Below are 20,565 nucleotides of genomic sequence, written 5' to 3' on the forward strand. Positions count from 1 at the left end.
CGTTTCTCCGTTCACTGCTGGTGGGCGGCGAGGTAGTCGTCCTCGCTGACCGGCGTGTCCCACTGGGTGGTGCCGAGCGAGATCGCCACGTGGGCCATGGCGCAGTCGCTGCTCGCGCCGTGCCAGTGCCGTTCGCCGGGCGGGACCCACACGACGTCGCCGGGCTGGAGCCGTTGGGGCGCTTCGCCTTCGCTGCACACCCAGCCGCTGCCGGTGGTCACCTGGAGGATCTGCCCGCGTTCGTGGCGGTGCCAGTGCGTGCGGGCGCCGGGGGTGAAGTAGATCGCGTTGATGGTGACGCCGTCGGTGGTCGGCAGGACGGGGTCCGCCCACACCGTGCCGTCGAAGGTGGCGCCGCGCTCCTCGGTCTTCGCGCCGTCGGGACGGCCGTGCACGATCTTCATGCGTCCTCCTTGTCGTGCAGGCGGACGCCGCCCGCCGCGTCGCCGATCGCGTCCACCACGCGGTTGCTGATCTGGTCCGCGTACCCCAGTGACTGCGCCAGCGCGAAGCTCGCCATCGGCCCGGAGGCGTTGAGCGTCGGCACGCCCAGCTCACGCAGCCGGTTCACGTACAGCACGACGTCCTTCATCATCAGCGTGCTGGTCAGCCCGCCTTCGAGGTAGTCGCCGTCGACGATGTGCGGGAACCGGTTCAGCGTCGCGAAGTTGATGCCGGTGCTGGCGTTGAACACGTCCAGCAGCTGGTGCATGTCGAGCCCGGCCTTGCGCCCGGCGACGAGCACCTCGGCGGTGGCGGCGAGGCTGACGGCGTTGAGGAAGTTGTTCAGCACCTTCGTGGTGTGCCCGGCTCCGCTGCCGCCCATCGCGAACACCTTGGCGCTGAACGGTTCCAGCGTCTTCTCCAGCTGCGCGAGCGCGTCGGCGGACCCGCCGACCATCAGCGTCAGCGTGCCCTTCTCCGCGGCGGCCGCACCACCGGAGATCCCGGCGTCGACGAACTCGACGCCCCGCTCGGCGAAGGCCGCGTGCAGCTTGACGGTGGAGGCGGGCGCCGCGGTGCTGAGGTCCACCACGATCTGTCCCTCGTGGCAGTGCGCCAGCACCCCGTCCTCACCCAGCACGACCTTCTCGATGACGTTGCTGTCCGGCAGGGACAGCAGCAGGTGGTCGGAGTGCTCGGTGACCTCGGCGACGGAGGCCGCGGCCTTCGCGCCCACGGCGTCCGCTCTGCCCGCCACCGTGTCGAACCCGAGCACCGGCTGTCCACTGTCGACGATCCGGCGCGTGATCCGGCCGCCCATGTTGCCGAGCCCGATCACACCGATCCTGGGCGTACTCATGCGTTGCCTCCCCTTCGATCCACTTCCGTGGTGTCCCACGCTCCGGCGCCACCCGAGGGGCGCACCGTGCTGACGATCGCCGACCCGCCGTCGACCGACACGACCTCGCCGTGCACGTATGCCGCGTCATCGCTCAGCAGGAACGCCACTACGGCCGCGATCTCGTCCGGAGTTCCGGTGCGGCGCAACGGAACCGTCGTGCCGCGCTGGAGCATGTCGTTGCCCCCGCCCGATGCGTCCTTGGCCGCCGTGAACAACCCCGTCGGCACCAGGCCCGGCGCGACCGCGTTCACGCGCACGCCCATCGGCCCGCCGTACATCGCGGCGCCACGCAACAGCCCGAGCACGCCGTGCTTCGAGGTCTGGTAGGCGAGCAGGTCGTGGCTGCCGCGCAGGCTCGCGATCGACGCGGTCAGCACGATCGCGCCGCCGGTGCCCCGCTCGCGGTAGTGCCGGAACGCCGCGCGCAGCCCGAGGAACGGGCCACGCAGGTTCACACCCATTACGTGGTCGAACTCGTCGACGCCGAGGTCGGGCAGCTCGACGAACGGGCCCGTGATGCCCGCGTTGAGGTGGTGCAGGTCGATCCGGCCGAACTTCTCCAGCGCCGCCTGGATGTAGCGTTCGACGTCCTCCTCGTGGGAGACGTCCGCGCCCACGGCGAGCGCCGGACCGGGCAGCTCGGCGGCGACCTTCTGCGCGCCTTCGCCGTCGACGTCCACGACGACGACGCTCGCGCCCGCGTCGGACAGGCGGCGCGCGGTGGCCGCCCCGATCCCGCTCGCGGCGCCGGTGACCACGGCCACCTTGCCCTTCATACCTGCTTCCTTTCCGTGCCGGGGCTCACGCGCACCGCGAACCCGTCCTCGACCGGCTCGAACCGGTCGAGCACGAGCGGGTCGTGCCCGGCCAGCAGCGTCGTGTCCGGGGCGGCGGCGAGCGTGGCCAGCTCGTCGAACCCCCGGTACATCGCGGCGAGGTCGGCGACCACGACGAACGGGCGGTCGCGCTCCAGCTCCTCGTAGTAGTGCAGGGCGTCCGAGGCGAGCACCACCGTGCCGCTGTCCGTGCGGACGAGGGCGATGAGCTGCCCGGGGGTGTGCCCGCCGACCTCGCGCAGCTCGATGCCGGGCGCGAGGTCGTACCGCTTGGGCAGGCGCGTCACGCGGCCCTGCTCGTCGGCCTTCACCAGGTCCGCGATGTCCGGGAACTCGGCCGAGTGTCCGAACTGGACTCGCTCGGCGTACGGGCCGGTCCAGAAGTCCAGTTCCTTCGCCGAGATCAGGATCTCGGCGTGGGGGAACAAGTCGACATTGCCGGTGTGGTCGTAGTGGGCGTGCGTGATCACCAGCCGGTCGACCGACACCGGGTCGACGCCGATCCGGGAAAGCGCTTCCGGAACCGGGCAAGTGATCGTGCGCCCGCGCTGCGCGCCGACCTCGGGGGTGAAGCCCGTGTCGACGACGATCGTGCGCTTTTCGTTGCGCAGCACCCAGAAGTAGTAGTCCATCCGCAGTGGACGGTCGGGTTCGCCGTACACGTGGTAGTTGAGGTAGACCTGGCTGGCGACCGTCTCGCGGGTGGCGAACCGGACCGCCAGCACCTCGTAGGTGTCGTCCATCAGTGCGCCTCCACGCGGGCGGCCGGTGCCTCCGCGCCGATGTCGCGGCCCGCGGTCTCCGGCAGGAACTTCGCCAGGAACACGGTCGCGACGAGGGCCACGAGCACCATGTACGACGCGGGCCACACGCTGCTGCCGGTCGCGCTCGCGATCGCGCTGGCCACGAACGGGCCCGGCCCGGCGATGAACGCCAGCGCGATGTTGAACCCGGTCGCGCTGCCGCTGGAACGCGTCGCGGCGGGGAACAGCTCGACGAGCATGACCACGGTCGTGACGCTGACCAGTGACTGCGGCACGACGAGCAGCAGCATCCCGAGCAGCACGGGCGCGACACCGCCCTGGCCCATGAGCACGAACGCGGGCAGCCCGAGCACGACGTAGCCGATGCTGCCGGCGAGGTTGACCCGGCGGCGGCCGTAGCGGTCGGAGATCGCCCCCGCGAGCGGGCACAGTGCCATGTAGACGGTCAGGCCGATCGCGCTGAGCACCAGCGAATTGGTGCGGGACAGGTGCACGGTCTGGGACAGGTAGTTCACGACGTACGTGGCCAGGTAGTAGAAGCCGAGGCCCTGCACGGCCGCGATGGCGAGCGTCAGCAGCACGGGCTTGAGGTTGCGCTTCCCGGCGCTGCGCAGGGGAGTGGCGGACACCTTGCCCAGCGCCTTGAGCTCCTCGAACACGGGCGTCTCATCCAGCTTCAGCCGGACGTAGAGGCCGATGAGCGCGAGCGGCGCGGCGATCAGGAACGGGATGCGCCAGCCCCAGCTCAGCATGTCCTCCGCGCTGACCAGCGACTGCACGAGCAGGGCCACGAAGCTGCCCGCGACCGTGGCGAGCGCGGCCGTCGCCGAGATGACGCTGCCGAAGACGCCGCGGCGGGAGCTGGGCGTGATCTCCAGCAGGAACGCCGCCGAGCCGGTCCACTCGCCGCCCGCGGAGAAGCCCTGGAGGCAGCGCAGCACGACCAGCAGCACGGGGGCGAGCACGCCGACCGCGTGGTAGCTGGGCAGCGCGGCGATCAGCGTGGTGGTCACGCCCATCATCAGCACCGACAGCGACAGCGTGAACCGGCGCCCGCGGCGGTCGCCCAGCGAGCCCAGCACGAACCCGCCGACGGGGCGGAAGAAGAACGCGACGCCGAACACGGCGAGCGACGACAGCAGGCCGACTGTGGCACTGCTGTCCGGGAAGAACACCTTGCCCATGGTGGGTGCGAAGAAGCCGTAGACGGCGAAGTCGAACCACTCCATGAAGTTGCCGACACCTGCGGCGAGCGCCGCCCGGCGCCGTATCCGGCCTGTTCCGGCCGACGACAGCGTTGTCATCTCACTCGACTCCTGCGATCGGGTGGGGATGTCCACTCAGCGGACAGTTAAATCGTTGAGTGGACGGTTGAGGCTCAAGCTAGGCGTGGGTTCGGCGAGTTGTCAATGTGTCGGAGGGCTTTTGTTTTGTCCGCTGAGTGATAACCTCGTCCACCATGCGAGCTGGTTCGGAGCCACCGACGGGTACGGTCGCGAGGGTCGTCGCGGTGTTCCGCGCCGTGGTCGAGGCGGGGGAGGACGTCAGTGTCGCCGAGCTGACTGAGACGCTGGGGCTGCCGCGCCCCACGGTGCACCGGCTGTTGGACCTCCTGGCCAAGGAGGACATGGTCGAGCCGGACCCGGTGACGCGGCGGTGGGGGCCGACGGCGGAGTGCCAGCGGCTGGGGGCGCTGCTCGCGGCGCGGCAGGACCTGGTGAAGCTGGCGCGGCCGGTGCTGGCGGAGGTGGTGGAGCGCAGTCAGGAGGCGTGCCTGCTGGGGGTGTACCTGCCGAGGCGGCGCCAGATGATCTACGCCGCGGAGCACTCCTCGCCGAACCCGTTGTCGTACCGGATCGAGCTGAACACGCCGGTGCCGGTGAACTGGGGGGCGTCGGGCCGGGCGATACTGGCGTTCCTGCCGGAGGACGAGATCGAGGCGATCATCGCGGAGCGCGTGCCGGCGCCGGGTTCGGGGGAGAAGGCGCCCAGCCCGGCCGTGCTGCGCCGGGAGCTGGAGTGCATCCGGCAGCAGGGGTACGCGTTCTCGCGGGGGCAGAAGATCCCGGGTTCACGGGGCATCGGCGCGCCGATACTGGGTGCCGACGGGACGGCGGTCGGCAGCCTGACGCTGACCATCCCGGAGATGCGGTTCCGCGAGGAGGCGAAGGAGCAGCTGGCGGAGATGGTGATGCAAGGCGCGGCAAAGCTCAGCGCGACGCTCGGGTACCGAGGCGGCGCGGTGGGGTGAGCCCTTGGTGGGGATGCCGCTCAGTCTCCTCTGAACACAGGAGATCGGGCGCCCACCACCGACAAAAACCGTCAGTCCCGCGACGCCAGCCGGTCGACGGCCGCGACGGCCTCCCGCAGGTCCGCTCCCGTGCTCTCCCGGTAGGCCTTGATCGCCTCGACCCGCTTGCCCTGCCGCAGGAACTCCTCGACCTCCGGGTGCTCCTCGGTCACGTCGACGCCGAGGTGGTCCAGCACGGCGTCCAGCTTGCGCTCGACCGCCGCGAGCCGCCGTTCGGTCCGCTGGTGCCTGCGCGCGGCTTCCCACGCCGCCAGCAGCACGACTCCCAGCACGACGGCAAGCCCCAGCAACACGGTCCCGGTGTCCACGCCCGCGATCCTAGCGACCGCGCCCCGGAAAACCGAACGGGCACAACCCGTGGGATGGAAGGGAAATCGGCGCACGCGGGATTGCACTGAACGGCCTACGACTTCCGTCACGGTGACAAAAAATGGTCCGGTCAGTCACCCGAACGGTGCTGTCGAGCGAATTCTCCCGGTATTTAGCTGTCCTTCAGCCGGTGATCACCGGTTCCTGAAGTCGAAAGGGACGCTCGTGCATCGAACCCGTTCCAAGAGACATCCCCGATCGAGAGCGACGGCCGCGGCCGGTGCGGCGGTCCTGCTCGCCGCGCTCGGCCTCGCCACCCCCGCGACGGCTGCACCGGCGCAGTCTCCGGACGACGTGAGCGCGACCGCGCTCGCGCAGATCGCCACCCTGCAAGGCATCAAAGCGGGTGCGAGCAAGACTGAATCCAAAGTGGACAGCAAGCTGCTCGTCCGGCAGAAGCTGCAGTCGGGCAGGCTCACCGCGAACGCGCTGCCCGCGCTGCAGCAGGGAGCCGGGGCCACGACCGTGGTGGACATCCGCGCCACCAAGGTCACCCCGGACCTGATCTCGGCGCTGACCAAGGCGGGTGCCGGAGTCCGCGCCGTGTCCGACCACTACGCGAGCGTCCGCGCGGAACTGCCGCTCGCGGCGGTGAGCACCATCGCCGCGAGGGCGGACGTCAAGCGGGTCGAGGCGGCCGACGAAGCGATGACCCAGCGCGAGCTCGCCGTTCCGAACGTGCCGCAGGAGAGCAAGCAGCAGAAGGCCGCCCGCATCCAGGGCGAGCTGCAGAAAGCGCTTTCCGACAAGACGAAGATGCGGGCACAGGCCGGCGCCGTCACCAGTGAAGGCGACCGCGCGCACAACGCGGACCTGGCCCGTCAGCAGTTCGGCGTCACCGGCGTCGGCGTCAAGGTGTGCGCCTTGTCCGACGGCGTGGACTCCCTCGCCACCTCCCAGGCGAAGGGTGAGCTGCCGCCGCAGGTGGACGTCATCCCCGGCCAGGAGGGCGCGGGCGACGAGGGCACCGCGATGCTCGAGATCATCCACGACCTCGCGCCGAACGCGTCGCTCGGTTTCGCGTCCGCCTTCAACTCCGACGCCAGTTTCGCCGACAACATCCGTGCCCTGCGCTTCGACCGGCACTGCGACGTCATCGTCGACGACGTGATCTACTTCAAGGAATCCCCGTTCCAGGACTGGATCATCGCGCAGGCCGTCAACGACGTGACCGCGAACGGCGCGCTGTACTTCTCCTCCGCGGGCAACGAGGGCAACGTCGCCGACGGCACCGCAGCGCACTGGGAAGGCGATTTCGTCGACTCCGGCAAGCACGTGGGCAAGTTCGCGGGCACCGCGCACAACTTCGCGGGCACCGGTGGGAGCCAGATCTTCGAGCCGATCTCGGACGCCTCCTCCGCCGGCGTCCCGGTGACGCTGCACTGGTCCGACCCACTCGGCGCGGCCAGCGACGACTACGACCTCTACCTGCTCAACCGCGCGGGACAGGTCGTCGACTTCAGCCAGGACGTGCAGGACGGCACGCAGGACCCGTACGAGATCCTCGGCACGCCCGCGTTCGGCGGCAGCGGGCTGCGGCTCGCGATCGTCAAGTACTCGGGCCAGGACCGGTACCTGTCGCTTTCCGCGCTGCGGGGCCGGTTCTCCGACTCCTCGGACGGGCTGAAGGCCTACAACACGCCCGGCGTGACCGTGGGCCACTCGGCCGCGAAGGACGCCTTCAGCGTGGCGGCGGCGCCCGCGGCGGCGGCGTTCGGCCGTGCCCTCGAGCCCGGCGACCCGCCCAACCCCGCGGGCCCGTACCCGGGCTCGTTCTCCTCTGCGAGCAAGGCGGAACGGTTCTCCTCGGACGGCCCGCGCCGCGTGTTCTACCGGGCCGACGGCACCCCGATCACACCGGGCAACGTGTCGTCGACGGGTGGGGAGGTCCGCGCCAAACCGGATCTCACCGCCGCTGACGGCGTGACGACGAGCGTGACCGGGTTCAACCCGTTCTTCGGCACCTCGGCCGCCGCTCCGCACGCGGCCGCGATCGCCGCGCTGGTGCTGTCCGGCAACCCCGGGCTGTCCCCGGCGGACGTGCGGGAGGCGCTGCTCGCGACCGCGGTCGACATCGAGGCCCCCGGCGCCGACAACCTGACCGGCAAGGGGATCCTGCTCGCGGACAAGGTGCTGGCCTACACCGGCGCCAGCCCGCAGCCACTGGTGCAGGCGCAGGAACCGTCCGTCGTGCCCACTGACGGCGGCACCGCGCTCGACCCCGGTGACACGGCGAAGGTCCGGCTGCCGGTGACCAACACCGGTGACGGCACGGCGGTGTCCACGAGCGTGGTGCTGACCAGTCCCACGCCGGGCGTCACGATCACGCCGCGGTCGAAGGCGTACGGCACGATCAGCCCGGGGCAGACCGGGGTGAACGACTTCACCGTCACCGTGCCGGTGAGCCAGAAACTGGGGCAGCCCGTCGTCCTCGACGCGAAGGTCTCCTTCGCCGGGGCGTACTCGCCGACGACGACGTCGTTCTCGCTCCAGGTCGGCACGCCGTCGCCCGTCGTGCACGACTTCGCCTACGCGGGCGCGCCCGTCGCGATCCCGGACAACAGCCCGGTCGGCGCCTCGGTGTCGATCCCGGTGTCCGGGATCGGGCAGGCGTCGAAGGTGGCGTTGTCGGTCGACGGCACCACGTGCGGCACCGATCCCACGTCGACCGAGGTGGGTGTCAACCACTCCTACATCGGTGACCTGATCGGGACGCTCACGTCCCCGTCGGGGCAGAAGGCGACGGTGTTCCAGCGCAACGGCGGCAACGGGCACAACCTGTGCCAGGTCGTGTTCACCGACAGCGCGGCGACCCCGTTCGCGTCGGTGACCGGGCTGGACGCGCCGTTCACCGGCACGTGGCGGCCGGTCTCGCCGTTCGGCGGGATGGCGGGCACGGCGGCGGACGGCACGTGGACGTTCACCGTCGTCGACGCCGCGGGTGGCGACGACGGGTTCATCCGCGCGGTTTCGTTGCACGTCAACGGTTACGCGCAGCCGGCGAGCAGCACCACGCGTCCGGCGAACGTGCACCCGGTGATCAGCTCCGGCCCCGTCCGGCCGGTGTAGCCGAAAAGAGGCGGGGCCGCCACGGAACTCCCGTGGCGGCCCCGCCCTTTCGTCATTGCGTCAGCCAGTACCCGTAGGAGATGTAGTCCGGGTACGGGCTCAGCACCGGCCGCGGCTGCCGGACCTCGATGTGCAGGGTGTCGCTGTCGACGAGTTCGGCGGGAATCGTGAACGTGTACGTCTCCCAGGTGCTGTCCCTGCCCTCGCGCACCCACTTCCCGGCGGGCTTGCCGTTCACGAGCAGGTTCGCCTCGGGCACGGTGCCGTGCATGGCGACGCGGGCGGTCAGCGTCGCGGCGCGGCCGGGAACGGCGTTGTGGAGCGTGAACTCCTCGCCGCCCAGGATGTGCCTGCCGCTGTCGATCACGTCGCCCTCGCGCGCGAGCGAGGTGAACGGCTGCAGGCCGTCCTGAGCAGGCAGGAACGCGTAGTCGTGCGCCTTTTCGTCGGTGAGGTAGGCGACGTTGAGGTGGTCGCGCACGTCGCCGGGTACCGGGGCCGCGTCGCCGTTGTCCACCAGGCTCCAGTCCGCCTTCGTCACGGTGAACACGCGGAACGGCACCATGAGGAAGCCGCGCGAGTCCTCCGGCGCGTGCACGTCGAAGCTCGCCAGCGCGGGCTGCTCCAGGACGCCGACGTCCCGCATCGGCTTCATCGACGGGCCGGGGCCGGTGTCGTAGGTCGCGAAGTAGTCCGGCCGGCGCTCCGGCGGCAGGTGCCGCACCGCCTCGTACAGCGACCCGATCTCGTTGTTCGCCGCCTCCGCGAAACCGTTGGTGCCCAGGCCCAGCAGGTCGACGACGTGGTGCCCGCCGAGGTACGCCACCGCGCCGACGTCCTTGATCGCGATGGTGGCGTCCGGCGGCACGTTGCCCCTGAGGTACGCCGCGTAGGAGACGTCGCTCTCCCGGATCGCCGTCGCGGCGCGGGCGTAGCGCACCGACCAGACCGGCAACGCCACGACCGAGAACGCCAGCACCACGGCGAGCACCGAGTGCAGCGCGAGCCGTCGCGTGCGCGCACGGGCGATCAGCTGCGCCGCGCCGGTGCACCCGGCGACGACGAAGACCACGAACAGCGGGAGGAAGGGCTGGAAGTACCGCAGCTCGTGGAGGAGCGCACTGTCCAGAGTGGACAGCGAGAGCACGGCGCCGCCGAGCCCGGCGAGCGTCGCGAGCACCAGCGGCCGCAGGCGCCGGTTCAGCAGCAGGTACGCCACGCCGCCGAGGCACACCAGCAGGCCGCCGGGGAACGTGAACTCCTGGCCGGAGAAACCGAGGAAGATCCCGAACAGGGTGCGCAGGGTCGCGCCGGCCCTGTCGACGAACTGGCTGACGTAGAACTCGGGCTGGTCGTGCAGCAGGGACTTCGACTGGATGCCGTTGGCGGAGAACGTCCCGGTCGCCAGCTTGTAGAACGTCAGCTGCGCGACCCCGGCCACGGCGGGCAGCAGGCTCCACACGGCGCGGCGGACCGTCCTGGCGGGACCGGCGAGCCCGCGGCGCGTCCACAGCGTCCACAGCACGGCGCACGTGAGCGCGCACGCGAGGATCAGGCCCTCCGGCCGGACGAGCGCGAGCAGCGCGCCCACGACCGGCGTCCAGCGGAAGCGCGCGGCGTCCTGCTCGGTGACGAACGTGAGCAGCAGGCCGGTCACGAGCATCATGGCGAGGCCGACTTCCATGCCGCTCGCGGCACCCCAGGCGAGCGGGCCGGACAGCGCGACGAGCAGGCCGGCCCAGATCCCGGCCGTCCGGTGCAGCAGGCGGGTCGCCAGCAGGCAGGTCGACGCGGACGCCACGGCGAAGCAGCAGACGTTGAACCCGATCGCGAACGCGAGCAGCAGCGTGTGGTGGAAGCCGATCGCGTACGCCGCGCCGAGCACGAAGGCGTACAGCATGCTGCTCGCGCCCGCGCTGATGTCGTCACCGGTGTTGAACCGGAAGAAGTGGCCGGCGCCGAGCTGGCTGCCGTACTGCAGGTGGATGTAGACGTCGTCGAGCGGGCCGAACAGGCGGCCGTCGTTGAACGCCAGCGACACGAGGACGAAGCCGAGCCCGACGACCAGCGCGAGCGCCCCGGTCCACAGTGCCGGCGCGCGCCGAACCCCCCAGCGCCTGCCGGGGGTGCCGGTTCTCGGCAGTTCCCCCGCATCCGGTGAAACATCCACCACCTGGACCACGTTCCCATTCCTTTCCCGGCCGGAAAACGCGCGCGTCCCGGCACCGGGCCTGCGCGGCGTTTCGGCGGAACCCCCAGTACGTGCCGGACACGGCACAGCGGTGATCACCTTAGCGGGGGCCGTGAACGGCGTTCTGCCCGCATCCCTCTCGCTCGATAGGGGGAATTTCTCGTCAGTGGTCCCGAAAAAGTCACTTGCCCTTTTCGGTGAAGGGCCGCGCGCGTTTTCAGCCCCGCTCGGCGAGCCGCTCCAGCCAGTGCCGCAGCAGCGCGGTCTCCGGCCCGCCGAGCGGGCTGTCCGCGTCCCGCAGCAGTGCCGAAAGCTGCAGCGCGGTCGTCGCCACCGCCGGTTCGGCCGCCGGCGCCCGTTCCCCGTCCACCAGGACGGCGGCGAACACCGCGTCGCGCACCCGGGTGGACAGCCCGGGGTCGGTGTAGACGCCGGGCTGGCTCACGAGGTTGAGCGCGACCCCGATGTTGGCGGACATGATCGCCTGCGCCGCGCTCTCCACGCTCGTCCGCAGCTTCCCGGCCGCGGCACAGCGCTCGAGCACCTGCCGCAGGAGCCGCATCGCCTCGCGTGCCGCGGCGGGCACCTCCTTGAAGCTGGGGGAGTACATGAGCCGGTACACGGCGGGGTGGTCGAGGGCGAACGCCGTGTGCGTGTCCCAGCCGTTGTGCAGGTCGGCCACCGGGTCGGGTGAGCCCTCCGCCGCCCGCTTGGCGGCGAGGTACCGCTCGAACCCGTAGTCGACGACGGCGCTGAGCAGGCCGTTCTTGTCTCCGAAGAGCCGGTAGAGGACGGGTGCGCCGACGCCGACCGCCTCGCACACCGCGCGCGTGGCGATGTCCCGGTCGGGCGAGGCGTTCAGCAGCTTCTCCGCCGCTTCGAGCATCTGGGTGCGTGTGTCCATGGCTCCAGGATAGCGGCGTTACGGGTTGGCTGTAGCGCGAGTACGGGAAGCGTGGTAACGTCGCTAACGTCAGAACGGAACAACGTTACGGAGCAGTGGGATGAGCACGACACGAGTTGCGATCGTCACCGGTGGTTCGCGCGGCATCGGCCGGGCGGTGGCCGAGCGGCTGGGCCGCGAGGGGTACGCGGTCGTCGTGAACTACGCGAGCAAGAAGGCCGACGCGGACGAGGCCGTCGAGGCCATCGAGAAGGCGGGGGGACAGGCGTTCGCGGTGGCCGCCGACGTCGCGGACGAGACGGCCATGGCAAGCGTTTTCGACCAGGCGGAGGAGCGCTTCGGCGGCGTCGACGTCGTGGTGCACGCGGCAGGTGTGATGCCGCTCGCGCCGATCGCCGAACTCGACCTGGCGGTGCTGGACCGCGTGCTGCGCACGAACGTCCGCGGCACGTTCGTCGTGGACCAGCAGGCGGCGCGGCGGCTGCGCGCCGGCGGGGCGATCGTTAACTTCTCCAGTTCCATCACCAGGTTCCTGAGGCCGGGTTATGCCGCGTACGGCGCGAGCAAGGGTGCTGTGGAGGCGGCCACGGTGATCCTGGCGCGGGAGTTGCGCGGCCGGGACATCACGGTCAACGCGGTCGCTCCCGGCCCGACGGCGACGGCACTGTTCCTCGACGGCAAGAGCGAGGAGCTGATCAGCACGCTCGCCAAGGAGCCGCCGCTGGAGCGCCTCGGGCAGCCGGAGGACATCGCCGAGGTCGTCGCGTTCCTCGCCGGTCCCGCCCGGTGGGTCAACGGCCAGGTGCTCTACGCGAACGGTGGGGCGATCTGAGCCATGGGCAAGAGGATCCTGATCAGCGGAGCTTCGAGCGGGTTCGGCGCCCTCGCCGCGCGCGGCCTGGCGGACGCGGGGCACACCGTGTACGCGGGGATGCGTGACCTGCGGGGGCGCAACGCGAAGCAGGCGGACGAGGCCGCGCGGTACAGCCCGAACCTGCGGGCGGTCGAACTCGACGTCACGTCGGACGCGTCGGTCGAGGCGGCGGTGCGGACGGTGCTGGACGAGCAGCCGAGGCTCGAGGTCCTGGTGCACAACGCCGGCCACATGGTGACCGGCCCCGCCGAGGCGTTCACGCCGGAGCAGCTGGCTTCGCTGTACGACACGAACGTCCTGGGCACGCAACGGCTCAACCGCGCGGCGCTGCCGCACCTGCGGCGGGCGCGGGACGGGCTGCTCGTGTGGGTGGGCAGTTCGAGCACGCGGGGTGGTACGCCGCCGTACCTCGCGCCGTACTTCGCCGCGAAGGCCGGGATGGACGCGCTGGCCGCGAGTTATGCGCTGGAGCTGGCGAGGTGGGGGATCGAGAGCACGATCGTCGTGCCCGGTTCGTTCACCTCCGGCACGAACCACTACGCGCACAGCGGCAAGCCGGCGGACGAAGCGGTCGCGGCCGAGTACGAGACGTACTACGCGGGCCTGCTCGACGACCTGGCGCGGCGGATGGCGGAGCTGGAGCCGCCGGAGGCCGACGTGCGGGCGGTCGCGCAGGCCATCGTCCGCGTGGTGGGGATGCCCAAGGGCCGGCGGCCGTTCCGCGTGCACATCGACCCGTCGGACGACGGCGCGGAGGTGGTCAACGCGGTGGCCGACCGGGTGCGCGCGGAGTTCCTGCGCCGCATCGGCCTGGCGGACCTGCTGCACCCGCACCTGGAGCCACTCCACGTTTAGGCTCGGGCGCATGCGTTTCGCTTTCAAGACGAGTCCGCAGAACACCCGCTGGGAAGACATGCTGGCGGTGTGGCAGGCGGCCGACGAGATCGAGCTGTTCGAGTCGGGCTGGACGTTCGACCACTTCTACCCGATCTTCTCGGATCCGACCGGGCCGTGCCTGGAGGGCTGGGTGACGCTCACGGCGCTCGCGCAGGCGACGCGCCGGCTGCGGCTGGGCACCCTGGTCAGCGGGATCCACTACCGGCACCCGGCGCTGCTGGCGAACATGGCGGCGACGCTGGACATCGTGTCCGGCGGGCGGCTGGAGATCGGCATCGGGGCGGGCTGGAACGAGGAGGAGTCGGGCGCGTACGGCATGCGGCTCGGGCCGGTCAAGGAGCGCAGCGACCGGTTCGAAGAGGCGTGCGAGGTGCTCGTCGGCCTGCTCACCCAGGAGACGACGAGTTTCGAGGGGCAGTACTACCAGCTGAAGGACGCGCGCTGCGAGCCGAAGCCGGTGCAGCGGCCGCATCCGCCGATCTGCATCGGCGGGAGCGGGGAGAAGCGCACCCTGCGGACGACCGCGAGGTTCGCCCAGCACTGGAACTTCGTCGGCGGCACGCCCGAGGAGTTCGCCCGCAAGCGGGACGTCCTGCACCAGCACTGCGCCGATGTCGGGCGTGATCCGAAGGAGATCGTGCTGTCCAGCCACGTCCGCCTGGGCGAGGACGGCGACGTCGCGAAGGTGGCGGCGGACGCCGCCGCGCTCGGGGAGCAGGGCCTGGACCTCGCGATCGTCTACCTGCCGCCGCCCCACACCCCCGCGGTACTCGAGCCGCTCGCCGAAGCGCTCGCCCCGCTGGCGTGAAGACCCCCGGCTGAAAGGCGGTTGCCGGGACCCCTTAAGCTACGTGTCATCACCCCGCACGCGGGGCGATGACGGCCGGGACGTGGCGCAGTTTGGTAGCGCACTTGACTGGGGGTCAAGGGGTCGCAGGTTCAAATCCTGTCGTCCCGACGGTCGGCAGTCTGTTTACGCAGGTAGACGGGCTGCGATAGCTGAAGAACGAAGAACCGCCCCGGCGGCATGCCACATTCATGCCACACGGGGCGGTTCTCGTTTGTCACGCCGCGCGCCGATCCAGCAGGGCGGTACGCCGTGCGTCGAGCACGTCGGCGACCTCGTCCAGGCGGTCGGGGAAGAGGTGACCGTAGATGTTGAGGGTCACCGACGCGTCGGCGTGGCCGAGCAGGAGCTGAAGCACCTTGATGTCGGCTCCGGCCGCGATGGCGAGCGAGGCGGCGCTGTGCCGGAGCTTGTGCGGGGTCAGCCCCTCCACGTTGAGCTTGGCCGCCTTGACCGCCGCGTTGAACTCGCGCACCCGCCAGTTGTTCGCCCGCAGGGAGTGGCCTCGGGCGGTACGGAACACGAGCTCGTTGTCCGGCCGGTTGCCGATGACCCGTTCCAGCTCGGGCACCAGCGAGGCCGGGATCGGCACGGTGCGTCGCTTGCCGGTCTTCGGCAGGCCCTCGTGCTGGACGCCGTTGACCTCGTAGAAGGTGGTGGCGATTCGCAGGCGCCGCTTCTTCAGGTCCACCCGGCCCACTCGCAGAGCAGCAGCCTCACCCCAGCGCAGGCCGGTGTAGGCGAGCAGGAGGATCAAGGCGCGGTTGACCGCCGCCGAGGCAGTCGGGACGCCGTACTTGGTCTTCAAGTTCCCGGCGGCGTCGGCGAGGGCCTCAATCTGCTCGTACGTCAGATAGATGTGCTCCGCGTCGGGCCGGATCGGCAGCTTGATCCCCCGAGCAGGGTTGGTGTGCAAGCGGCTCGGTACGCACCACTCCAGGATCATCGACAGGACCCGGTAGGCGTGCCGGGTCTGTGACGGACCGAGACCGCTTCCCTCCTGCGCTTTGGGCTTGAGAAGCGAAGCAACCCAGGCGGCTATGTCTTCCCGGTGAACCGCGCTCAGGGGCATGTCGCCCCACTTCGGGTTCACGTGGTTGTCGATGATCCCCCGATACTTCCACCACGTCGAAGGCTTGACGTCGTGGCGCGATTCCAGCCACTTTTCTGCCATCTCGCTGACGGATACCTTGCTGGCAGCCGGATCGACGTACGTTCCCTGAGTGAGCGCCGACTCCAACTCCGTACGGCGGATCTCCGCCCGGGCCTTGTTGGGCGCCACTTCCGAGCGCAGCTTGCCGGTGCGGTCGTAATACTGGACGAGCCAACGTGAGGGTGGCTGCCTCCCCTTGCTCTTCGCCCGCTTGACGGCTTCCAGGTAGTCCTTCTTCTTGGTCCGGTCGTAGACCCATGCCCGCGCCATCAGGCAGCCTCCTGCCCGTCCAGCCAGGCGTCCACGTCGTCAGGTCGGTAGCGGACGTACTTGCCGACGCGGATGCCTGCGGGGCCGTAGCCCTTGGTGCGCCACTGGTACAGCGTGCCTTTGGGGACGCCGAGGTAGTCGGCGAGGTCGTCGATGGTGAGCAGCTTCTTGGTCATGACGGGTTCTCCTTGCGGTATTTGGCTTTCCGGTCATCGCGGATGCGTTCCGCGATCCCGGCGGCGAGTTCGGTTTCGGCGTCGTCGCGGTATCCGGCACCTTGGAAGGTCCAGTCGTTGACGACGAGCACGGTGTCGGGTTCGAGCCCGAGCCGGTCGAGGGTTTCGGCGAGCCGGTAGGCGCGGCGGTCGCCTCGGATGACTTTGAAGGTGGTGGAGTAGCGGCGGGACTTGGTGAGGAAGTGCCCGCGGAAGCCGAGCATGTGCGCCCAGCGGCGCAGGTGCAGCTCCGCGTACGGTTCGAGCCCACCGAGGTCCCAGCAGGTCTGGATCATGCGGCGGTGGTGCTCGGACACCGTCAGCCGCGCAATGTCCAATTCGGAGCGGATGGGGGTGTCGGCGGCTTCGGTTTTGCCGGTGCCCTTGGTGGCGTACTTGGCGATGTACGCGGCCAGGCGGGGTTCGCTGATCTGCCCCGCCTCGTCTTCCACCTCGGCAGCGGTGTCGGAGTAGATGCGCCGCACATCGACTTGGGCTCCCCAGCGGAGTGTCAGGATCTCGCCGCCCGGCCGGAACGTCTCGTACTCGACAGCAGCGGCAGCGGCGTACAGCGCGTCTTCCAGCAGCTCGGCCGAGGCCCATGCCGGGGGTGGGGTGTGGGGTCCTTCGGGGCCATCGAGCCGGACGATGGCGTGGAAGTGGACCAGGCCGCGCCGTTGGTATTCGGCCACCTTGCCGTAGGACACCCGCGCGGTGTCGGCGAACTCCCGGTTCGGGATGCCCGCGCGGCGGGCGAGTTCTCGGCGCAGACGCATGACGAAGCGCTGCCACAGCAGCCCGGCGTGGGCCTGCCACAGCACCGAGCCTTCGTAGTCGTAGGCGTCCGGATCAACCGGGGTCCCGAGACGCGGGTCCGCTTCGCGGTGGTGCTCTCCGCAGGTGCACGGTCGGACCCGGCCCCGGAGCGTGACCTGCCGGGTGTGGACCGGCCCGAACGACGGGGCGGTGAGGGTGAGGAACGCGCGGGGCCGGGTGGTGACGGCCTCGGGGACGCCTTTGGTGCCGCCGAGGAGTCCGGCGCGGATGAGGTGGAAAGCGTCGGCGGCATAGCGGTCGGAACAGGTGGGGCACACGGCGGCACGGCGGTTGCCGCACGGCACGAAGATCTCCCCACCAACGTGATACAGCACCCGGCCGGTGGTCTTGTCCTGGAGCTGATGGGCGCCCGCCAGCCGGATCGGCTTGGCGCAGCCACCGACGCCCAGGACTTTGGTTCGCCAGTCCGCGTAGTCGGCGGAGCGGAGGCGGTGGGTGATGCGGTCTTCCAGCGTCAGCAACGGAGACGGTTCCTTTCCGTGACATGACAAAGGGGCGGGAGCTGCGGTGGTGTGCCGTGCTCCCGCCCCTTTTCCGGGCAGGTGGTCAGACGGTGGAGTGGCCGTTGACCGTGGCCAGGTCGGCGACGATGCGGGCAGCAAGGTCGTCGGGGACCTTGACCACGGCTTGCACGTCGGCCGGGGTGAGTTGCCGTCCGGCCTGCCGGGCCTCGTTCGCGGCGGCGTGGATGCGCTCCGCCATCGGGGCCGGGAGCTTGAGGCGGGGCAGCACCTGCGCCGTCGTATCCGAGGCTGAGGCGGCCGGAGGTGCCGGTGCAGGCTTCACCGATTCCGGCTCGGGTGTCGGTCGTGATTCGGCCGGCGCGGGCTCGCGGTCAGCGGGTGCGCGGCGGAGGAGGAGTTTGACCACGACGAGGAACCCGAGGGCGGGCATCGCGGCCAGCAGCCACCCGGAGGGGGTGGGTTCGGCGAGGGCGACTTGGGCGGTCATCTGGATGCCGAACCCGGCAATGAGCACCAGCAGCGGGAACGTGAGTTTGCGGGGGTTGCCGCGCTGGTGGTCACGGCGGACCTCGAACCCGGCCACGATGGCGATGCCCTCGATGACCACGGCGTCGGCCCAGGCGAGCCACCCGGTCTGTCCGTGGTGGACAGCCCAGTCGTGGGTGTGGGTGAACCCCGCCGCCCCACCGATCCCACCCAGTACCACGGTGACCAGGACGCGGATGGCGTCGGTCAGCTTCGAGCTGTCCATCTTGGACATGGCGGGGTTCTCCCTTCGTCAGTAGGGTTTGAGGGCGGACCAGCGGTGCAGTAGCGCCCGGCCCTGGCGGGTCAGCCGGAGCGGGGCGACGGGGCGGCGGATGGCGCCGTGCAGACAGGAGACGGCCTCCCGGGGTGGGCAGCGCTGGACGTAGCCGCCGGTGAGGAGTTCGTGCACGGTGTCCTCATCGGTAGCCAGCCGCACCCGGTCGGTGTCCTCGAACACCACGATCCGGTCGGAGTCGTCCAGTGCCCCGTAGCGGCCCTCCTGGATTTCGGCGAGCACGTCGTGCGCCACGGTCGGGGTGACCGACGCCGCCCGGCGCGGTGACCGGGGCGGCGGACAGGCCCGGCCGGGGACGGGCGCGGAAACCGGCTGGGGTCCGAACAGGTCCAGTTGCCCGGGATCGGTGCGGCGGCCCATCACAGCCTCCGGTCCGGGCGCGGCGTGACCCACTCGGAGACTTCGTGCCGGTAGCCGGTGCCGTGGGCCCGCCACTCCCGGTACAAGCCCACGGTGACCGCGAGCCACACGACGGCGGTGATGGTGGCGGCGAGGGCGAAGCCCCAGAACCCGGTGAGCACCGCGTGCTCGATCACCAACGCCAGCAGGGTGAGGGTGGTGATTTTGGTCCAGGACCACAGGAAACGCAGCGTGAGCATAGGTTAGTCCTCTCTGTCGGGTCGGTGAGCGGGGCAGTAGACGTGCTGGTCGGTGGCCAGCCAGCCGGAGTGTTCGGTGATGTCCTCGTGCACCGCCCACCAGTCCGGGTAGGCGACCGGGTGGCCGGTAGGGAACTGGCCGCAGACCACGCAGCGCGGCAGGTAGACGGGCGTGACGGTGGTGATGCGGAACTGCACACGCCGGGCCAGGCGAGGGTCCAGACGGCGTGCGCCTTCGTCGGCCTCGGCTTCGGCGTCCGCACGGTTGCGGTGCAGCCGCCCCGAGTTCGGCGCGGTCCGCTTCGGGTTCGGGTACTCCACCAACACGAGGTAGTGCTCCGCGTGCAGCGTGTCCGGGTAGTTGATCGGGGCCATCACGCCACCACCCGGAGGTCAGCACCGCCGCGCCATCCAGCCCGCACGAACTCGACCGGCTCGTCCAGCTCGCGGTCATCCACGTAGGCGGCGCGCACGCGCATCGGGACGCGGGAGCGCTGCCGGATCACGTACCCGATACCGGCAGTGGCCGGGTCGTTCGGGATCTCGTCCGCGAGCGCACCCCGGAGGCGGGCGTTCTCCCCGAGCACCATGTCCACGTGCGCCGCGCTGGTGACGCGCAGGCAGATGCGGGTGGTGAACAGGTCCCGCACCGGCACCGTGTCCTTCGTGGGTTCCTGCACCAGGCCCACCATCGAGTGCCCGGTGGCGCGGCCCTGCGAGCCCACGAGGGCGAGCTGGCGGCGCAGGCCTCGGGCGACACTGGCGTCGCCGTAGGCGAGCAGGGCGCCCATCTCGTCGAGCACCAGCAGGTTGAGCGGCGTTACCGGCGAGGGGGTGATTTTGCGCTGTCCCTGTTCCGCCAGCATCCGTTGGGTGGCCTGCATGTCCTCCACGTACTCGTCGACCAGCTCAGCGGCGGCCTCGTCGGTGTCGGCGTAGCGGTGCGCGATCCCGGCGAGCGTGGCGAACTCCATCTGCTTGGGGTCGCACAGCCACAACCGCACCGACCCGTCCCGCACCAGCGGAGCCACACCCCGCAGCAGCGAGGCCACCACCGAGTTCTTCCCGGCCCCGGTCGCGCCAGCGGCGAAGATGTGCTGTCCCAGCAGCGGCAACCGCCACTCGCCGCCGTACTCGGTCTCCCCGACGTAGAGGTCGGTGAGGTCCACCGCGTCGCCGTCGTAGGGCATTTCCGGGGCCTCGATCACCTCGGTGAACGGCTCCGACCGCTCGACCACCAGCGCGAGCACCCGCGGCTTGACCCGCTCCAGCGCGATCCGCTCCACCTTCAACGCCTCGGTCAGCTCCGGCAGCTTGGCCTCGAACTGGCGCAGGTGCTGGCCGGGGTGCAGCCGCACGTACACCGTGTCCACGCTCGGCGAGTAGGACCGCACCCGCACCACCCGAGGGACCCGCATCTCACCGGTCTTGCGATGGGTGGTGTACAGGTCGCAGGCGATCAGGGCGTTACGCCAGCGCGGCCCGACGTAGGTGAGCCACCGGCGGCGCCAGGCGCGCATCCGGGGTGCGGCGAACCGGTCGAAGGTGTCCGGGTGCGCCCGATACCACGCCCCCAACCCGACGGCGGTGCCACCGAGGATGCCGCCCGTGGCAGTCCAGCCCAGCTCCACCCCGGAAGCCGTGACCGCTGCCGGGGTCAGGACCGCGCCGGGGTGACGTCCCAGCCAGGCGGCGGCCTTCATCTCCGCGCCCTTGGCGCGCTTGGAAAACTCGGTACCCATCGTGGTGTTTCCCCTTTCCAGGCATGAAAAAAGGGACCGGCTGCACCACCCCATG

Annotated in this window: 21 protein-coding genes and 1 tRNA gene; 6 read left to right on the top strand and 16 right to left on the bottom strand. The window is 70.5% G+C overall.

Features of this window, described 5'->3' with window-relative positions; translation table 11 throughout:
* Positions 1–11: 11 nt before the first annotated feature.
* From BMZ92_RS10970 to BMZ92_RS10990, 5 genes are read right to left on the bottom strand one after another with little or no spacing between them, the layout of a single operon-like run.
* Complete coding sequence (locus BMZ92_RS10970; RefSeq protein WP_091505839.1) at positions 12–404, bottom strand: cupin domain-containing protein; 393 nt, start codon at positions 402–404, stop codon at positions 12–14.
* Positions 401–1,303: an NAD(P)-dependent oxidoreductase gene (locus BMZ92_RS10975; protein WP_091505840.1), complete on the bottom strand. Its 903-nt coding sequence runs from the start codon at positions 1,301–1,303 to the stop codon at positions 401–403. The genes BMZ92_RS10970 and BMZ92_RS10975 overlap by 4 nt, the downstream gene beginning before the upstream one ends.
* Positions 1,300–2,121 (bottom strand): SDR family NAD(P)-dependent oxidoreductase, encoded by an 822-nt coding sequence (locus BMZ92_RS10980; RefSeq protein WP_091505842.1) that lies wholly within the window; start codon positions 2,119–2,121, stop codon positions 1,300–1,302. The genes BMZ92_RS10975 and BMZ92_RS10980 overlap by 4 nt, the downstream gene beginning before the upstream one ends.
* Complete coding sequence (locus BMZ92_RS10985) at positions 2,118–2,924, bottom strand: N-acyl homoserine lactonase family protein (protein ID WP_091505844.1); 807 nt, start codon at positions 2,922–2,924, stop codon at positions 2,118–2,120. Before BMZ92_RS10985 ends, BMZ92_RS10980 begins: the two co-directional genes overlap by 4 nt.
* Positions 2,924–4,249 (bottom strand): MFS transporter, encoded by a 1,326-nt coding sequence (locus BMZ92_RS10990; RefSeq protein WP_091505846.1) that lies wholly within the window; start codon positions 4,247–4,249, stop codon positions 2,924–2,926. Before BMZ92_RS10990 ends, BMZ92_RS10985 begins: the two co-directional genes overlap by 1 nt.
* Positions 4,250–4,404: 155 nt before the next feature.
* Here BMZ92_RS10990 and BMZ92_RS10995 point away from each other — a divergent pair, with 155 nt between their 5' ends.
* Entirely contained in the window at positions 4,405–5,196 is a 792-nt protein-coding gene (locus tag BMZ92_RS10995) for an IclR family transcriptional regulator (RefSeq protein ID WP_091505848.1), read from the top strand.
* Between the two features lie 71 nt (positions 5,197–5,267).
* Here the strand turns inward: BMZ92_RS10995 and BMZ92_RS11000 are convergent, their stop codons facing one another.
* Positions 5,268–5,564 carry a hypothetical protein gene (locus tag BMZ92_RS11000; RefSeq protein ID WP_091505849.1) on the bottom strand — a complete coding sequence of 99 codons (297 nt, stop codon included), beginning with the start codon at positions 5,562–5,564 and terminating at the stop codon, positions 5,268–5,270.
* A gap of 226 nt (positions 5,565–5,790) precedes the next feature.
* On the opposite strand from BMZ92_RS11000, the gene BMZ92_RS11005 reads away from it, so the two are divergent.
* Positions 5,791–8,694: a S8 family serine peptidase gene (locus tag BMZ92_RS11005; RefSeq protein ID WP_091505851.1), complete on the top strand. Its 2,904-nt coding sequence runs from the start codon at positions 5,791–5,793 to the stop codon at positions 8,692–8,694.
* A 52-nt stretch (positions 8,695–8,746) separates the two neighbouring features.
* Here the strand turns inward: BMZ92_RS11005 and BMZ92_RS11010 are convergent, their stop codons facing one another.
* Positions 8,747–10,876: a hypothetical protein gene (locus BMZ92_RS11010; protein ID WP_245782998.1), complete on the bottom strand. Its 2,130-nt coding sequence runs from the start codon at positions 10,874–10,876 to the stop codon at positions 8,747–8,749.
* 226 nt (positions 10,877–11,102) lie between these two features.
* On the bottom strand, positions 11,103–11,789 hold the full coding sequence (locus tag BMZ92_RS11015) for a TetR/AcrR family transcriptional regulator (protein WP_091505853.1): 687 nt from the start codon (positions 11,787–11,789) through the stop codon (positions 11,103–11,105).
* Positions 11,790–11,889: 100 nt separating this feature from the next.
* Here BMZ92_RS11015 and BMZ92_RS11020 point away from each other — a divergent pair, with 100 nt between their 5' ends.
* From BMZ92_RS11020 to BMZ92_RS11035, 4 genes are all read left to right on the top strand, one after another.
* Positions 11,890–12,621 carry an SDR family oxidoreductase gene (locus tag BMZ92_RS11020; protein ID WP_091505855.1) on the top strand — a complete coding sequence of 244 codons (732 nt, stop codon included), beginning with the start codon at positions 11,890–11,892 and terminating at the stop codon, positions 12,619–12,621.
* Between the two features lie 3 nt (positions 12,622–12,624).
* Positions 12,625–13,518, top strand: coding sequence for an SDR family oxidoreductase (locus tag BMZ92_RS11025; protein WP_091505856.1), 894 nt, complete (start codon positions 12,625–12,627; stop codon positions 13,516–13,518).
* 10 nt (positions 13,519–13,528) lie between these two features.
* Positions 13,529–14,368: an LLM class F420-dependent oxidoreductase gene (locus BMZ92_RS11030; protein WP_091505858.1), complete on the top strand. Its 840-nt coding sequence runs from the start codon at positions 13,529–13,531 to the stop codon at positions 14,366–14,368.
* A 76-nt stretch (positions 14,369–14,444) separates the two neighbouring features.
* A tRNA-Pro gene (locus BMZ92_RS11035) sits at positions 14,445–14,518 on the top strand.
* A 106-nt stretch (positions 14,519–14,624) separates the two neighbouring features.
* Here BMZ92_RS11035 and BMZ92_RS11040 read toward each other — a convergent pair.
* The 8 genes from BMZ92_RS11040 to BMZ92_RS11075 form a co-directional block, all read right to left on the bottom strand.
* A complete protein-coding gene (locus BMZ92_RS11040) occupies positions 14,625–15,830 on the bottom strand; it encodes a tyrosine-type recombinase/integrase (protein WP_091505859.1) in 1,206 nt (401 codons plus the stop codon).
* Positions 15,830–16,006: a helix-turn-helix transcriptional regulator gene (locus tag BMZ92_RS11045; RefSeq protein ID WP_091505860.1), complete on the bottom strand. Its 177-nt coding sequence runs from the start codon at positions 16,004–16,006 to the stop codon at positions 15,830–15,832. The genes BMZ92_RS11040 and BMZ92_RS11045 overlap by 1 nt, the downstream gene beginning before the upstream one ends.
* The gene (locus tag BMZ92_RS11050; protein WP_091505862.1) at positions 16,003–17,343 is read right to left on the bottom strand and encodes a replication initiator; all 1,341 of its coding nucleotides are present in this window, start codon (positions 17,341–17,343) and stop codon (positions 16,003–16,005) included. The genes BMZ92_RS11045 and BMZ92_RS11050 overlap by 4 nt, the downstream gene beginning before the upstream one ends.
* Positions 17,344–17,428: 85 nt before the next feature.
* Positions 17,429–18,106: a DUF2637 domain-containing protein gene (locus BMZ92_RS11055; RefSeq protein WP_091505863.1), complete on the bottom strand. Its 678-nt coding sequence runs from the start codon at positions 18,104–18,106 to the stop codon at positions 17,429–17,431.
* Between the two features lie 18 nt (positions 18,107–18,124).
* Complete coding sequence (locus BMZ92_RS11060) at positions 18,125–18,529, bottom strand: hypothetical protein (protein ID WP_091505865.1); 405 nt, start codon at positions 18,527–18,529, stop codon at positions 18,125–18,127.
* Positions 18,529–18,768, bottom strand: a complete 240-nt coding sequence (locus BMZ92_RS11065; protein ID WP_091505866.1) for a hypothetical protein — start codon at positions 18,766–18,768, stop codon at positions 18,529–18,531. The genes BMZ92_RS11060 and BMZ92_RS11065 overlap by 1 nt, the downstream gene beginning before the upstream one ends.
* Before the next feature lie 3 nt (positions 18,769–18,771).
* Complete coding sequence (locus tag BMZ92_RS11070) at positions 18,772–19,143, bottom strand: hypothetical protein (RefSeq protein ID WP_091505868.1); 372 nt, start codon at positions 19,141–19,143, stop codon at positions 18,772–18,774.
* The gene (locus BMZ92_RS11075) at positions 19,143–20,510 is read right to left on the bottom strand and encodes an FtsK/SpoIIIE domain-containing protein (protein WP_091505870.1); all 1,368 of its coding nucleotides are present in this window, start codon (positions 20,508–20,510) and stop codon (positions 19,143–19,145) included. The genes BMZ92_RS11070 and BMZ92_RS11075 overlap by 1 nt, the downstream gene beginning before the upstream one ends.
* Between the last annotated feature and the right edge of the window lie 55 nt (positions 20,511–20,565).

It is taken from the genome of Amycolatopsis sacchari (assembly GCF_900114035.1).
GTDB lineage: Bacteria > Actinomycetota > Actinomycetes > Mycobacteriales > Pseudonocardiaceae > Amycolatopsis_E > Amycolatopsis_E sacchari.